This window comes from Paraburkholderia sp. PREW-6R (assembly GCF_039621805.1).
Classification (GTDB): Bacteria; Pseudomonadota; Gammaproteobacteria; order Burkholderiales; family Burkholderiaceae; genus Paraburkholderia.
The window spans coordinates 261691-276229 of record NZ_CP155075.1 but is presented as its reverse complement, the minus strand read 5'-3'; the positions used below and the strand labels follow the sequence as shown (position 1 = coordinate 276229).

At 62.9% G+C, this 14539-nt stretch carries 14 protein-coding genes; 2 read left to right on the top strand and 12 right to left on the bottom strand.

Annotation, left to right across the window (positions count from 1 at the left end):
* Positions 1-6: 6 nt before the first annotated feature.
* The 5 genes from AAGS40_RS25820 to AAGS40_RS25800 form a co-directional block, all read right to left on the bottom strand.
* A complete protein-coding gene (locus AAGS40_RS25820) occupies positions 7-1227 on the bottom strand; it encodes an FAD-dependent oxidoreductase (RefSeq protein WP_345817318.1) in 1221 nt (406 codons plus the stop codon).
* A gap of 144 nt (positions 1228-1371) precedes the next feature.
* Positions 1372-1566: a ferredoxin gene (locus AAGS40_RS25815; RefSeq protein WP_345817317.1), complete on the bottom strand. Its 195-nt coding sequence runs from the start codon at positions 1564-1566 to the stop codon at positions 1372-1374.
* A gap of 72 nt (positions 1567-1638) precedes the next feature.
* Positions 1639-2853 carry a cytochrome P450 gene (locus AAGS40_RS25810; protein ID WP_345817316.1) on the bottom strand — a complete coding sequence of 405 codons (1215 nt, stop codon included), beginning with the start codon at positions 2851-2853 and terminating at the stop codon, positions 1639-1641.
* A gap of 17 nt (positions 2854-2870) precedes the next feature.
* Entirely contained in the window at positions 2871-4148 is a 1278-nt protein-coding gene (locus AAGS40_RS25805) for a CoA transferase (protein WP_345817315.1), read from the bottom strand.
* Positions 4149-4156: 8 nt separating this feature from the next.
* Entirely contained in the window at positions 4157-5353 is a 1197-nt protein-coding gene (locus tag AAGS40_RS25800; RefSeq protein WP_345817313.1) for a CoA transferase, read from the bottom strand.
* A gap of 220 nt (positions 5354-5573) precedes the next feature.
* Between AAGS40_RS25800 and AAGS40_RS25795 the strand changes: the two genes are divergently transcribed.
* Complete coding sequence (locus AAGS40_RS25795) at positions 5574-5825, top strand: hypothetical protein (protein ID WP_345817312.1); 252 nt, start codon at positions 5574-5576, stop codon at positions 5823-5825.
* A 98-nt stretch (positions 5826-5923) separates the two neighbouring features.
* Here the strand turns inward: AAGS40_RS25795 and AAGS40_RS25790 are convergent, their stop codons facing one another.
* Positions 5924-6202: a hypothetical protein gene (locus AAGS40_RS25790; protein WP_345817310.1), complete on the bottom strand. Its 279-nt coding sequence runs from the start codon at positions 6200-6202 to the stop codon at positions 5924-5926.
* Positions 6203-6542: 340 nt separating this feature from the next.
* Here AAGS40_RS25790 and AAGS40_RS25785 point away from each other — a divergent pair, with 340 nt between their 5' ends.
* Positions 6543-7202: a TetR/AcrR family transcriptional regulator gene (locus AAGS40_RS25785; RefSeq protein WP_345817309.1), complete on the top strand. Its 660-nt coding sequence runs from the start codon at positions 6543-6545 to the stop codon at positions 7200-7202.
* A gap of 97 nt (positions 7203-7299) precedes the next feature.
* Here the strand turns inward: AAGS40_RS25785 and AAGS40_RS25780 are convergent, their stop codons facing one another.
* The 6 genes from AAGS40_RS25780 to AAGS40_RS25755 form a co-directional block, all read right to left on the bottom strand.
* Positions 7300-8631, bottom strand: a complete 1332-nt coding sequence (locus tag AAGS40_RS25780) for an MFS transporter (protein ID WP_345817308.1) — start codon at positions 8629-8631, stop codon at positions 7300-7302.
* Positions 8632-8715: 84 nt separating this feature from the next.
* Positions 8716-9624: a dihydrodipicolinate synthase family protein gene (locus AAGS40_RS25775; protein ID WP_345817306.1), complete on the bottom strand. Its 909-nt coding sequence runs from the start codon at positions 9622-9624 to the stop codon at positions 8716-8718.
* A 26-nt stretch (positions 9625-9650) separates the two neighbouring features.
* Positions 9651-10748, bottom strand: a complete 1098-nt coding sequence (locus tag AAGS40_RS25770; protein ID WP_345817305.1) for an Ldh family oxidoreductase — start codon at positions 10746-10748, stop codon at positions 9651-9653.
* A gap of 4 nt (positions 10749-10752) precedes the next feature.
* A complete protein-coding gene (locus AAGS40_RS25765) occupies positions 10753-11715 on the bottom strand; it encodes a D-glycerate dehydrogenase (RefSeq protein ID WP_345817303.1) in 963 nt (320 codons plus the stop codon).
* 11 nt (positions 11716-11726) lie between these two features.
* Positions 11727-13097, bottom strand: coding sequence for an MFS transporter (locus AAGS40_RS25760; protein WP_345817302.1), 1371 nt, complete (start codon positions 13095-13097; stop codon positions 11727-11729).
* 132 nt (positions 13098-13229) lie between these two features.
* On the bottom strand, positions 13230-14417 hold the full coding sequence (locus tag AAGS40_RS25755) for an enolase C-terminal domain-like protein (RefSeq protein ID WP_345817301.1): 1188 nt from the start codon (positions 14415-14417) through the stop codon (positions 13230-13232).
* Between the last annotated feature and the right edge of the window lie 122 nt (positions 14418-14539).

Genomic DNA, 14539 nt, shown 5'->3' with positions numbered 1-14539 from the left:
CCGCCGCTAGAGCAGCGTACGCAGATCGAATTGCGGATCGGCGGCATGAGCCGGCGAGACCGGGGCGTTGGCGGCGAGCAGCTTGCGGGCCGCGATGTGATCGGCCGGCCGGTTGACCGATTCGACCGCTGCCAGCCGGCCATTGATAAAGCCATACGCGGAAAATTTCAGCCCCGCAGGGTCGCCGCGCAGCACCACCTCGTCAGCCTGATGCATCGCCATGCCCGCTATCTGCAGCTTGACGCCGCCCTGATCGCTCCAGAACCAGGGCACCGCTTCGAATACACGGTTCTGGCCGGTCAGGCGCTGCGCAAGGTAGCGCGCCTGGTCGACGGCGTTCTGCACCGATTCGATCCGGCACTGGCCGAACGCAAAGCGTGACGGGAATGCCGCGCAATCACCGAGCGCGGAGATGCACGGATCGCTGGTGGCGAGATTTGCATCGACCACGATGCCGTTGCCGGTTTCCAGACCCGCCTCTCGCGCAAGTTCCACGTTCGGAATCACACCGATACTCACCACCACCAGATCGGCTTCGTGGACGCGCTCGTCCATGGTCTGCGCGCCGACCACACGGCCCGCCTCGGTACTGATGTTCTTCACGCCGTTATCGAAACTGAAGGTCACGCCGCTCGACTCGTGATGCGAGCGAAACGCGTCGGCCACCGGCGTGCTGACCGCGCGGCTCATCAGATGCGAGCTCGCCTCGATCACGTGCACGGCCACGCCGCGCGCCGCCGCGACGGCGGCAAATTCCAGCCCCAGAAAACCCGCGCCGATGATCAGCACGCGCCTCGCCTCCAGCAGCGCTTCGCGCAGTCGCCGCGCGTCGTCAAGCGTGCGCAGCGTGAGCAGGCCTTCGGTCGCGCTGTTCCAGCCGGGCAACAGACGGTTACGCGCGCCCGTGGCGAGCACCAGATGCTCGTAGTCGAGACGGCGGCCGTCGCCGGTCATCACGCAACGACGTTCGCGGTCGATACGCAGCACCGTCACGCCGAGCATCAGCTCGATGTCCCGTTGCTGATAGAAGGCCTCGGACTGAAACGTCAGTTGCGCGGCGTCGCACGTGCCGCTCTGAAATGCCTTCGACAAGGGGGGCCGCTGATAGGGCAGGTCCGGCTCATCACCCAGCAGCACGACGCGTTTCATGTAACCTGCATCGCGCAGCGACATCGCCAATTGATAGCCGGCCTGCCCCGCGCCGACGATCACGATTCCCGCATCCATATTTCTCGACCTCAAACAGGTGACGACGTGAGCCAGGCCACACGGCGCGGTGGCCGCGCGGCGGCTGCCGGATTCTGGTTGACTGGCTTGATTCCGCCTGCTTCCGACTTGACTGCGTTTATTCTGTTGCGACGATGCGAGCGTCTAGTCGTCCAGCGTGATGACGAGCGCCGGGCACAGGCGTGCCGCTTCACGCACTTTCTCGTGCAGTTCGGGCGGCGGGCTTTCCTGCAACACGATGACAAGACCGTCGTCTTCGTTCTGGCTAAAGACTTCGGGAGCGGCGACGACACACAGTCCCGCGCCGATACATTTCGTGGCATCCACTTTGATTCTCATGCTCGTCTCCAGATGTTGTCTGCGCTCGCGCGCGAGATGCGCGCGGGCGGATTGCTCAGCGAAGCCGGATGTTCACCACGTCACCGGCAACGCGTCGACGCCATAGACAAAAGCGTCGTAACGGAACTTGATTTCGTCGACCGGCACCGTCAAGCGGAGCTTCGGAAGGCGTTGGAACAGCGTCGAGAAAACGATCTGCAACTCGGCGCGAGCCAGCGGTTGGCCGAGGCACTGATGGACGCCGTAACTGAACGCAACGTGATGCCGCGCTTCGCGACGGATGTCGAACGCGTCGGGGTCCGCGAACGAATCCGGGTCGCGATTCGCTGCCGTGATCAGCGCCAGCACGCCTTCGCCCTTGCGGATCAGCGTGCCGTTCACCTCGACGTCTTCGAGTGCCACGCGCGGGCCGTTGTAGTGAACGATGGTGTGATAGCGCAGCATTTCCTCCACTGCGTTGTTCACAAGCGACGGGTCTGCGACCAGCGCATCCTTCTGGTCCGGATGCGTGAGCAGCGACAGCGTGCCGAGCGCGATCATGTTCGCTGTGGTCTCGTGGCCGCCCATCAGAAGCAGTTCGATCGTGGCAAGCGCTTCTTCGCGCGTCATATGGCCCGGCACCACCTGGCTCGTGACAAGACGGCTGATCAGATCGTCGCGATTGCCCGGATGCTTGAGCTTTTCCGTGATCAGACGATCCAGGTACTCGCGCATTTCCGCGCCGGCCTTGATCGGCACTTCAGGATCGGCGGTCAAATCGAGCTTGGCCTTGCTGCGTTCCTGGAAGAAATCGCGGTCTTCGTACGGCACGCCGAGAATCCGCGAAATGACCGTGGTCGGCAGCGCGAGCGCGAAGTCTTCGAACAGATCGGCTGGCGGCCCCTTCTCGATGAGTTCGTCCAGCAGCACGTCGACCGTTTGCTGTAGCTCGCCGCGCATTGCCTCGATGTGGTGAACCATGAACTCCTTGGTCAGCATGCGGCGGTACTTGGTGTGCTCCGGCGCGTCCATCCGGATGATGGTAGGCGGCTTCTCGTTCATCAGCAGTGCGGCGCGCGCCGGCGCAATGAACGGATAGCCCGGCGTGGACGGCACCGTGGAAAAGCGGTTGTCGCCGAGAATCGCGCGCACATCGCGGTAACGGGTGGCGATCCACGCGAGCGAACCGTCTGGCATGGTGACCTTCGACAGGCCTTCTTTCTTGCGGATTTCCGCGTACTCCGGCGGCGGCGCGAACGGACAGCGGCCCATCGGAAACGCCGGCGCGGATGAATCGTGGTTGTGCATGACTATGTCTCCTGATGTCAACTTACGATGCCTGCTGCGCGCAAACCTGCGATGGCAGCGGCGTCCAGCTTGAGGCGCCCGGCGAGGATGCGGTCCGTGTGCTCGCCGAGCAGCGGCGGCGCGACGGGCGGCGCCAGCGTGCTGTCGCGCATTTTCAGCGGCGAGTTCACGAGATCGATGCGGCCGGCCGTGGGGTGATCGACCTCGCAGACCATGCCGCGCGCTTTGGATTCGTCGGACCTGAGCGCTTCGAGGACGTTCTGAACGACGCCTGCCGGCACGCCCGCGCGACGAAACAACGGAATCCATTCGTTGCGGGGCCGCGTCTTGAACCGCTTCGACATCAGTTCGTCGAGCGCATCGCGATTCGCGCGCCGCCCGTCGTTGTCGATGAAACGCGGATCGCCTGCGAGCGACGGCATGTCGAGCACGTCGGCGCAGAAGCGAGCGAACTGTGCGTCGCTGCCGACGTGAAACATGAGCGGCCCGTCGGCCGCGTGATACAGACCCTGCGGAATGATGTCGGCGTGACTGTTGCCGAAGCGTCCGGGCGCGCGGTTCAGCAGCAGCGCATTCGCCGCGACCGAGGTGTGATTGGCGAGCGTGCAGTCGAATAGCGCAATGTCGATCGCTTCACCGTGACCATTGCGCAAACGCCGCACCATCGCGGCGAGAATCGCCTGTGTCGCGTACATGCCGGCCGTGATGTCGCAGATCGGCACGCCCGCTTTCGACGGCTCGCCGCCGGGCTCGCCGGTGATCGACATGAGACCGCTTTCGGCCTGGATCACCGAGTCGTAGCCGGGGCGCTGCGCGCTCGGACCCGTGCGCCCATAGCCGCTCACCGAGCAGTAAATGAGCTTCGGGTTCTCCGCGCGCAACGCTTCGTAGCCGAGCCCGTAACGATCGAGCGCGCCCAGCATGTAGTTTTCGACCAGCACGTCGCTTTCTCGCGCCAGCGCCTTGACGAGCGCCGCGCCCTCCGGCTTTGAGAAATCGATTGCGATGGATTGCTTGGTGCGGTTGATCGCCAGATAGTAGGTTCGCTCGCCGCCCTGGATCGCCGTGCCCCAGTGGCGCGTCTGATCGCCGCCATGGGGGTGCTCCACCTTGATCACCTCGGCGCCGAGGTCGGCCAGCATCATCGCGCAGAACGGCGCGGCGAGAACGCGCGACAGATCGAGCACGCGCACGCCTTTGAGGGGCGGCTCGTGCCGGCCGAGCGGCGGCAGTTCCGCGGGCCCGGCTGGAGGGTTCGCGTGCGTCTCGCTGGTGGTCTGGGTCGTATCGGTCATGGGCCGACTCACTCGCTGCCAAGCGCCGCTGGCGCGACTTGTGTCTGATCGGGCGTCTGCGGCGTGATGCCGAATTCGCGCAGAATCTCCTCGGTGTGCTGGCCCAACGTGGGCGGCGGGCGACGGATAGACGGCGGCGTTTCCGACAGGCGGATCGGGTTGGTCACGACCTTGAATTTGCCAGCCTTCGGATGATCGAGCTCGACCACCAGATCTTCCTGCACCCGCGGATCTTCGAACACTTCCTGAAAATTGAGCACCGGCGAAAACATTGCGTGCGCCTCGCGCAGCTTTTCGTCCCAATGCGCGAGCGACTGTCTGGCGAATGCCTGCGCGAGGCCAGCGTCGACGATCTGGCGGTTTGCGAGCCGGCCGTCCTTGGTCTTCAGACGATCGTCGTCGAGCAGTTCCGTCGCGCCCACCGCCGACGCGAGCACACGCCAGAACTTGTCGGTATGAGCGATCACCATGATGTGGCGATCGTCGGACGTGCGGTAGGTGTTGTACGGCACGATCTGCCAGTGCGCGTTGCCGATACGCCCCGGCGTTTCGCCGGTTGCGAAGTAATACGCATCGCGCGGAATCATGCTGAAGATGGTCGCGTCGATCATCGATAGATCGACACGCTGCCCGCGCCCCGTCTTGTTGCGCGACTGCACGGCGGCCAGCACGCCGATCGTGGAGAGCAACGGCGTAATCAGATCCGCGTACGGCATGCCCGTTTTGAGCGGACCCGTGTTCTCGTCGCCGGTCAACTGCATGATGCCAGACATCGCCTGCACGACCGGATCCATGCCCGGACGGAAGCTGTCCTCGCCTGTGCGCCCGAACGCCGACGTCGAGCAGTAGATCAGGCGCGGATTGAGCGCTGAGAGCGTCTCATAGCTGATGCCCAGCTTCTCGGCCACGCCGGGCCGAAAATTTTCCACGACGATGTCCACCTGCTTCGCCATTTCCTGCGCGACGCGCTGACCTTCCGGCATAGCCAGATCGACGATCACGCTGCGCTTGTTGCGATTCAGCGTGAGGAAATAGACCGCGTCGTCGCCAAGAAACGTCTCGCCCGTCAGCCGCATCGTATCGCCCACCGGCGGCTCGACCTTGATCACATCCGCGCCGAAGTCGGCGAGCAGCATCGTGCCGAAAGGACCGTTCATCATCTGCGTAAAGTCGAGGACCTTCATGCCCTCAAGTGCACTGCTCATCTTCCCCTCCTGGTTTTCCGCATGTCCCGTATGCCTGGCGCGCCGCCGCAACCGCTTCGGCATCCATTCATCTCAATCTATCATTGGATGAACCTTTGAACAATACTGATCCTTTTGGATTTGCCTGTCAAGGATGGGTAAATCCCTGCTGCGAGGTGCGTCGCTTCGGGGCAAAGTTCATCAAAACAGCCCAACCAGTCCGTCATTCGATGGAGGAGACATGAGCACCGACAATCGACATCACTTCCTGCACCCGCGGACCCGCTTTGCACTCGCACGCGTCATGCGGGCCGTTGGCGAATGGCTTTTCGACGGACTGGCCTGGACTTCGGCGGCCTGTCATCTCGCGAATTCATTGGGATTCGTCGCCGACGAGGAACTCGTGCAGCGCTATCTGGCTCTACCTGGCCGGCCCGACGAAACGGCGCCGCCTCGAACCAGTCACACAGACGGCCTGGGCCAGCGGAAGTAAGACCATGCTCGCTGCGCGAACCTTCGCTCACTCACACAATGTAGGAGACCGAACTGTATGGCATGCCGTAGCACGACACCTGGTTCGTTATCCCGCACTCAGCGCATGCGAGCGGCGAGGCCGGGACGGCCGCGGCTAGATTGGCCGGAGTAAAAGGTCGGCCGGTTGGCGGCGGGCGGGAAGACACGCCACGAGCCATCGGCATGGCGGAAAAACAGGAGGGAAAGCGGCCCCGATGCGCGCGACACTTCAATGCGCACGCACCGCATGTCGGGCTTCTGCTGACGACCCACGCGGAACACCCGGGCGGCCGTAGCGGGCGACAGCCCGACCCATTTGTCGACGAGGCCACGTAAGCTTGTGTCACCGTTGTCCATCTGAACGCTCCTCACACGCCGGTACTCGACTCTGCGAAGCGGCGCGGGCACACTGCCGTGCTTGGCATCGCATATTTATTTGGTCTATGGACCAATAATAGTGGTCAAGAGACCAATTAACAAGCCGGGCGATGAAGGGGTAAACGATAAGGACATCATGTCGCAATCCCCATGCTGCAGTGCATCTAGCGCTATCACGGAAGGTCTCGCAACGCGTACATCAGGGCTACTCGCGGCCTCTATAATTGGTTGAGAGACCAATTCTCGTCGTCTTTGCGGCATCGAGTGCGCTGCAATTCGCAAGCTGAGTACCCATGAGTCGCCGAATGGAATTTGTCGTATGAAAGATTTGAAGATCAGCTCTGAAGACCTTGGCGCAAAAAAGCCCGACACCATGCCGAAACGGCGCGGCAACCGGACTACGCGCGTACCCGAGATACTCGAAACGGCGATCCGGCTATTCGCTGCGGAAGGTAACGCTGGGTTCACGCAGCGGCGCGTCGCGGCGGATGCCGGCATCCGCCTCGCCACGCTGCAACATTATTTTGGAAGCCGCGAGTTGCTGCTGCATTCAACCATCGAGGAACTGGCCAAACGTTATCTCGAACGTTATCGCTCGCTCGCCTCGGACCGAAGCATGTCGCCGGAAGCGCGTCTGGAAGCGATACTGGATGAAACCTTCGCCGCGCTCACCGATCCTGAAAACGTGGTCAGTTCGTTCGCGCTGGAGTGCTGGTGTCTCGCCGAACACATGGAGTCGGTGAGTGAGTTGATGGTGCAGGTGAGCGGCGAATTTCAGGACATCTTCAGTGAAGTCGTAGCACAGATCAACACCGAGCTTCCGCGCGACGAGTGCCGCCTGCGCGGCTCGCTGATCTATTCGCACTGGCAAGGACTGATCGTTTTTTTGCGCCGCGCCAAGCGGAACGCGCCCGAGCCGGTTGCGTTTCGCGCCGCCGCTAAAGTGGTGTGGAAGGCATTGAGCAAGGCGCCTCCTTGACGCGTTGCTCCCTGATATGTCTTTGCTTCGGCTGACGCGTAAAGCGTCTCAGAACCGGCTGTCCTCCGCGCGCCGGGCCGGTCGAGGGTCGAACAGCTCATTGATCCAGACGCTGGATCTTGCCGATACAGAACAGATATACGAATGCGCCAATCAGGCCGTGTGCGGCGACGAAATACAGCGCGTCGGTGAAACTGCCGGTCATGCTGACCGCGTAGCCCACCACGATCGGCGTGACAATGCCGGAAAGGCTGCCGAAGAGATTGAACAGGCCGCCCGCGAAACCAACAAGATGCGGCGGCGACGTGTCCGACACCACCGCCCAGTTCACCGCGGCGAGCCCCTTGCCGAAAATGGCGAGCGACATCAACGCGACCACCCCGTACGGCGAATGCACGAAGTTGCAGCAGACGAGGCAGGACGCGAGCAGCATCCCCATGACGAACGGTGTCTTGCGCGCGACGCTCAGACCGAGCCCTTTTCGCAACAATGCGTCGGACAGATAACCGCCCACCAGTCCGCCGACAAAACCGGAGATGGCGGGCAGCGTTGCCAGAAAACCCACTTCGACGATGTTCATGCCGCGGCCCTTCACCAGATAGATCGGGAACCACGTAATGAAGAAATACTGCAACGACGTCAGGCAATACTGGCCGACGTACACGCCGAGCATCAGGCGGCTGCGCATGAAGAAACCGACCATTGCGAGACTCACGCGCGGTCGTGTCGACCTCTTCTTCGCATCGACCTGAACATTCGCGCCGCCTTCGCGCAGGTAGTCGAGTTCGGCGGCGTTCACGCGCGGGTGGGCAAGCGGCGAGCGCATCACCCTGAACCACAGCGCGGCGAGCAGCAGACCGAGCACGCCCATCACGTAGAACACGCTCGGCCAGCCGGCCTTGTGGACCAACAGGCCCATCATCGGCACGAACACCACCACGGCGAGGTACTGCGCGGAGTTGTAGATCGACGTGGCGAGCCCGCGCTCGCGCACCGGAAACCACGCGGCGACGATATAACTGTTGGCGGGCGAAACCGGCGACTCGACGAGCCCGAGGAGAAACCGCAGCACGAACAGCACGACTAGCGCCGCAGCCACCGAAAGCGAGCCGAGCAAGCCCTGCGCGAACGTGCACAACGACCACAGCACGAGGCTGCAGCCGTACACCTTGATCGAGTCGAAGCGGTCGATTAGCCAGCCGGCAGGCAGCTGCGCGAGCACATAAGCCCACGCGAACGCCGAGAACACGTAGCCGAGGCCGACCGAACTGATGCCCAGATCGGCCGACATCGCCGTGCCGGTGATCGACAGATTCGCCCGGTCTCCGAGATTGACAGCGCTGGCGAGCACCAGCATGGCGAGCACGCCGTAGCGCACCGTGGACCGCCGCGCGAGCGTCGCGCCGGCGGCGAGATCTCCGCTCTTCATCTGGACGTCCCCTTCGTTATCGTTGTGCGTGGTTCTTACCGTGGATCCTTGCGTGTAGCCGCTGCTTGTGCGGACGTGGCCGACCTAGCCGCGCCGTTCCGCGAGCCTGCGTTCGAGCCGTGTGGAAAGCCGGTTGAGTTCCGCCATGTCCGCCGCCGACAGTTTTGGCCCCGGCGTGCGCATGGTTGCCGAGCGGATCGCGCCGCGCCGGCGCATCATTTCCTTGCGCGCGCATACGCCCCAGAAGCCCATGGCTTCGTAACGCAACAACGGTAGATAAATGTCGAACACGTCGTCGACTTCATCCACTTTGCCCGCGCGGTACAAACGGTACACCTCGGACAGCATCTCCGGATACGAGAAGCCAGCCATCGGGCCGTCCGCGCCACGGCCGAGTTCGAGCGGCAGGTACATCGCGTTGTTGCCGGTCAGAATCGCAATGCGGCGGCCCGTGCTTTCACGCAGCCGTGAAATCTTGTTCAGGCACGGCAGGTCTTCCTCCTTGATCAGTTCAATTTCCTTATGCGTTTCCACGAGCTTGAGGATGGCCGGCACCGACATCGCAACCTTCGACGCGAACGGGAAATCCTGCAGCACGGTGGGAATGCCCCCGTTGCGGCGAAATACTTCGGCGAAGTAGCCGTGCATTTCTTCGTCGGTCTGAATGCCGGCGGGCGGCGCAATCATCACGCCAGTCGCGCCGAGGTCCATCACGCGAGCGGAGAGGTCGGTCAATTGCGCGAGGCTCGAATGGCTGACGCCCACCACCACCGGACGCGAACCAGCGCGCTTGATGAAGCGCTCGGCCACTTGCACGGTTTCACTCTGGTTGAGCTTGCCCGCTTCGCCGCTCACGCCGAGCACGGTGAAGCCGTCCGCGCCGTGCTTCACGTAGAAATCGACGAGCGTGTCGATACTCTCAAGATCTACCGCGCCGTTTTCGTCGAACGGCGTCTGCGTGACAATGAAAACCCCATCTGTTTTGTGCAACATGGAAGACTCCGGTATGAAGTGTGTAATCAGTGGGCGTGCGCGGCCATGCATTCCGACGGCATCGTCAGATCGAGTGTCGTGGCCCACGCGGCGGTGCGCGCGAGCACGTCCGTGCCGAGCGTGATTCCCTCCGCAAGTTGACGACGGCGCAACGCGAGCGCACGTTCGCCCGGCAAACGCACGGGCGCCGCGCCAGGACGCACGCGGCTCGCGCGGCAGGCGTTCGCGAGATGCGTGGTTTCGTCGAGGAACGCGTCGAGACCGCCGAGCATCGCCGGATTGATTGCCTGAATGAAGACGCCCTGGCCGAATTTGTCGGGATGCGTGCGGCGGCCGGATCCTGGCAGCGCGAGCGTCAACGCTTCCACGGCGAGTCCGAGGCCGAAGCCTTTATAGCCAAACTCCGTGCCGCCGAGCGGTAACACCGTGCCGGGTGGTGTGTCGGCAAGCACATGTGGATTGTCGGTCGGCTCGCCGTTCGCGGCGAGCAGCCATTGGCCCGGCAGTTTGTCGCCGCGCTGCGCGAATGCGGCGAAAAACGTATTGCTGCCGAGCGACGTGCATTGGTCGATGAGCATGGGCTCGCCGCGCGTCGGAATGCCGAACGCGATCGGGTTGGTGGTCAGCACGGGGTCGATCCCGCCGAACGGCGCAACCGACGCAATACCGGCGTTCGTCGCGGACAGCATGACGAGCAGGTTGTCCGCGACGAGCGGCAGCAGGTAGCTTTGCAGACAACCAATGTGCGAGCACTCGGCGATCGTCGCGCAAACAATGGCCTGCGATTGCGCGCGTTGCCGCAGCTGTCCGATCGCCTGCTGCATCACCCACGCGCCCGGCAACCGGTTCGCGTGCCACGCGAAGGCGGCGGGCGAATCGTTGAGCGTGCGCACTTCGCCTTGCGTGGCGATCTGCCCTGCTTCAAGCCGTTCGAGATACGTGGCGAGCAACCAGAAACCGTGACTGCGATGGCCAAGCAGATCAGCGTCGATCAGTCGCCACGCCACCTGTTCGGCGTGGTCGGCGCGCATGCCGCGCGCCTGCAACGCTCTGGTTGCGAACTCCACGAGATCACCGTGCGCGAAGCGCTTTTCGTTTGCCTTACCGTTGTTCGATGCTGTCATGCGTTCAGGTTCTCATTGAAGCGGGACGATTCAGCGCGTCGCGGGGCGTCTGTCCCGCGAGCGCGTCCGCGATGTTGTCGAGTCCGCGAAAGCCGAGGTCGTTGCGCGTTTGCACGGTCGCCGATCCGGTGTGCGGCGTCATGAAGACTTGTGGTAGATCGAGAAAACGCCGGTCGAAATGGGGTTCGCCGCGGAACACGTCCAGACCCGCTGCGGCTATGTGACCGCTATGCAATGCGTCGATCAACGCGTCCTCGTCAATCAACGAGCCGCGCGCGGTGTTCACGACGATCGCGCCGCGCGGCAGCAGCGCCAACTCGTCGCGGCCAATCAGCGGCGCGGCTGCTGGCGTTGCGGGAACGTGCAGTGACAGGATTTGCGCGTGCGGCAGCATGCCGTTCAGGGACGCAAAATAACGTGCGCCCTGCTCGTCCGCTTCGCTCACACGTCTGCGGCTATGGTAGAAAATCGTCATCCCAAAACCACGCGCGCGTTGCGCGACTGCTTGCCCGATTCGCCCCATGCCGACCATGCCGAGCACGCTGCCGCTCACGCGATACCCGAGCAATTCGCTCAGGCCGAGACTGCGGCCCCAGCCATCCTGCAGCACCTGCAAATGTTCGCGCGCGCGGCGGCTTGCGGCCAGCATATGCAGCAGGGTCGCGTCCGCCGTGCATTCGGTGACAACAGGCGCGTTCGTCACGACGATGCCCGCCGCAGCGGCCGCGTCGAGATCGATATGATCGAAGCCGACGCTCGTGGTCGCAGCCACGCGTACGCTGCGTGGCAACTGGGCGACCAGCGCCGCGTTGAGATGCAACGCGCCGGAAAACAGCAAGCCTTCCGCACCGTGTGCCTTTGCGATACACACGAGTTCTTCGGCAGACAACGCGTGATCCGGCACGTACGCGTCAAACCGCTCTGTCGCGCGCGACTCGACGGCGGGCTGCATGGGTCGCGACAACATGATCCGATGCTTCACGCCGCGCCTCCCGTGGCCGCCGCGCGCAGCGCAGGCGGCAATTCGAGCCGCTCCAATTTGCCGACAATGAAGATGTAGGCGAGCGCGCCGACCATCGCGTGTGCGCCCACGAAATACATCGCGCCGATAAACGAATGAGTGAGCGCGAGCAGATAGCCTATGGCGATCGGTGTGATGATCCCGGCGATATTGCCGGCCACGCCGAACAGCCCCGTCGCAAGTCCGACGATCTCCGGCGGCGACGTGTCCACCACGACCGCGAGCCCGACTTGGGCGAGCCCTTTGCCGAACAGCGCGAGCGACATGAGCGCGACGATCACTGCGGTCGAATCCGAGAAATTACACAGCACGAGAAGGCTGGCGAGCAGCATGCCCGAGACAAAGGGAATCTTGCGTGCCATCGTCACGGTGCCGCCGCGCTTGAGCACGCGGTCGGAAATCGCGCCGCCCAGAATGCTGCCGGTGAAACCACAAATAGCCGGCAACGTCGCGACAAATCCGACGTGCAGCAGGTCCATGCCACGGCCTTTGACGAGGTAAATCGGAAACCATGTGATGAAAAAATACTGCAGCGCGGTGATGCAGTACTGGCCGAGGTAGACGCCGGCCATCATGCGGCTTTTCAGCAGCACGACGAGCGAGCCCGCCGGCGCGGCCCCCACTTTGCCTGTGCGCTTGTTCGCTTCGATGTCGATCATTGCGCCGTTTTCACGCAGATACGCGAGTTCGCCCGCGCTCACGCGCGGGTGCCGGTCGGGCGCGCGCATTGCCGCGAGCCAGTACACGGCGAGCAGCATGCCGAAGCCGCCCATGAACCAGAACACCCAGTGCCAGCTCAGGACGTGACTCAACGTACCCATCAACGGCACGAAGAGCACCACGGCCACGTATTGCGCGGAACTGAAGATCGATGTGGCAAGCCCGCGTTCCTGCAACGGAAACCACGCGGCGACGATGTAATTGTTCGCCGGATAAATCGGCGCTTCCACGAGACCGACGAGAAATCGCAACGCGAATAGCGCGGCCACGGCGGTTGCCGTGGAGAGCAGATCGACGTAGCCCTGCAGGAACGTGAAAAAGGACCACATGAACAGCGCGGCGGCATACACCTTGATCGAACTGAACCGGTCGAGCAGCCAGCCGCCCGGCAATTGCCCGATCACGTACGACCACGCGAACGCGGAGAAGACGTAGCCCATCTGTACGCTACCGAGGCCAAGTTCTTTCGCGAGCGGCGCACCCGCGATCGACAGATTGGCGCGGTCGCCGAGATTCACGGCGGTGACGAGAAGAATGAGCGCCAACACGTTGTAACGCACGTAGTGGTGCCGCGCGCGTACCGCGCTGAGAACAGCCTGCGCACTCATCGAAAGTCTCCTGTTTCGAATGACGACGGTATTGCTTCCGACGCGGAGAACGGCATGAGCGCCCCGCCGCCGTGGCTATTTCAGCTCTGCTGACAGCGTGACGGGCGCCCGCTCTTCACCTGGTCGCGCCGATCAGCGCTTATTCAGTTCGAACACGTGATGCTGCTTCGTGTGATGACGGATGTAGTCCCAGTCATACGTGACGCCGAGACCGGGACCGGTCGGGACCGGCACCGTGCCGTTCGAATCGATGCAATCGATCTGGTCGTTGTAGTCGCACGCGTAGACGGTCGGGATATTGTTCGCGCAGTCGGGACCGACGAGCGCCACTTCGTAGTAGTTCGAATTGCGGATCGCGCCCATCACATGACGATGCGCGGGACCCACCGCGTGCACTTCCACGTCGAGGCCGAACGCTTCGGCCAGATGCGCCGTCTTGATCGCGCCGGTGATGCCCATGTCGTACTCGGGATCGACGCGCACGAAGTCCGTGCCGCCCGCCATGATGAAATCCGCTTTTGGCTCAAGACTGCGCACGTGTTCGCCGATCAGGAAGGGCGTCTTCAGCATCTCGCGCAGTTTCTTGTGCGAGAACGCGGAGAGACCGGCGTCGCGATACGGGTCCTCAAACCAGAAGTAGTTGGCTTCATCGCACGCTCGACCAACGTATAGCGCGTCGGCAAAAGTTTTCAGGTCGCACGCGCCGTCGTACATCAGGTCCATTTCGTTGCCGACAGCCTTGCGCGTCGCCAGAATCGCAGCCGCCTCCTCGCGCGGATTGCCGTCGAACCAGCCGTGAATCTTGTAGCCGCGATAACCCATTTCCCGGCAACGCACGGCAAATTCACCATACGCCTGCGGGCTGTCGAGACCGCCCGCGCGATCGCCGTGGAACGTGCTGGCGTAAGCCTTCAGACGCGTGCGGTAGCTGCCGAGCATTGTGCTGATCGACGCGTTCAACTGCTTGCCCGCGAGATCCCACAGTGCGATGTCCACGGGGCCGTGACCCATGTGATCGAAGTGATGCAGCTTGCGCTTGAACTCGTCGTAGATTTCCTCGCGCATGGACGGGTCGCGGCCGAGCAGGTCCGGCGCGAGCATGATCGACTGAGCCAGCGCCGGGCGCGTGCCGCCCCACATGGCGACGTACTCGCCGCGCGCGCCGTCGTCTGTTTCGAGCACGATCGCGTATTTCGACAGCTTCATCCTGCCGCCCTTCCTGTACGCCACGTGGTTGTGCGTGTTCTCCGTCGTGGCCGCGAGGTTCTGCACTTCGTACTCGAAATCAAAGATATCGACCTTGGAAATCTTGCTCATCAAACGTCTCCTGGTTCGAACATGTCGCTACGCAGCTATGAGGTAGCGCTACCTGACGGTTAAGATAGCGCTATCTCAAGCGTTTGACAAGCGGGATTTCCCAGGCGGAGGCGTGACATCTGTTA

Excerpts from the sequence above, each read along its gene's own strand:
- AAGS40_RS25820 (WP_345817318.1), bottom strand. The coding sequence starts at position 1,227 with ATGGATGCGGGAATCGTGATCGTCGGCGCGGGGCAGGCCGGCTATCAA.
- AAGS40_RS25815 (WP_345817317.1), bottom strand. The coding sequence starts at position 1,566 with ATGAGAATCAAAGTGGATGCCACGAAATGTATCGGCGCGGGACTGTGT.
- AAGS40_RS25810 (WP_345817316.1), bottom strand. The coding sequence starts at position 2,853 with ATGCACAACCACGATTCATCCGCGCCGGCGTTTCCGATGGGCCGCTGT.
- AAGS40_RS25805 (WP_345817315.1), bottom strand. The coding sequence starts at position 4,148 with ATGACCGATACGACCCAGACCACCAGCGAGACGCACGCGAACCCTCCA.
- AAGS40_RS25800 (WP_345817313.1), bottom strand. The coding sequence starts at position 5,353 with ATGAGCAGTGCACTTGAGGGCATGAAGGTCCTCGACTTTACGCAGATG.
- AAGS40_RS25795 (WP_345817312.1), top strand. The coding sequence starts at position 5,574 with ATGAGCACCGACAATCGACATCACTTCCTGCACCCGCGGACCCGCTTT.
- AAGS40_RS25790 (WP_345817310.1), bottom strand. The coding sequence starts at position 6,202 with ATGGACAACGGTGACACAAGCTTACGTGGCCTCGTCGACAAATGGGTC.
- AAGS40_RS25785 (WP_345817309.1), top strand. The coding sequence starts at position 6,543 with ATGAAAGATTTGAAGATCAGCTCTGAAGACCTTGGCGCAAAAAAGCCC.
- AAGS40_RS25780 (WP_345817308.1), bottom strand. The coding sequence starts at position 8,631 with ATGAAGAGCGGAGATCTCGCCGCCGGCGCGACGCTCGCGCGGCGGTCC.
- AAGS40_RS25775 (WP_345817306.1), bottom strand. The coding sequence starts at position 9,624 with ATGTTGCACAAAACAGATGGGGTTTTCATTGTCACGCAGACGCCGTTC.
- AAGS40_RS25770 (WP_345817305.1), bottom strand. The coding sequence starts at position 10,748 with ATGACAGCATCGAACAACGGTAAGGCAAACGAAAAGCGCTTCGCGCAC.
- AAGS40_RS25765 (WP_345817303.1), bottom strand. The coding sequence starts at position 11,715 with ATGTTGTCGCGACCCATGCAGCCCGCCGTCGAGTCGCGCGCGACAGAG.
- AAGS40_RS25760 (WP_345817302.1), bottom strand. The coding sequence starts at position 13,097 with ATGAGTGCGCAGGCTGTTCTCAGCGCGGTACGCGCGCGGCACCACTAC.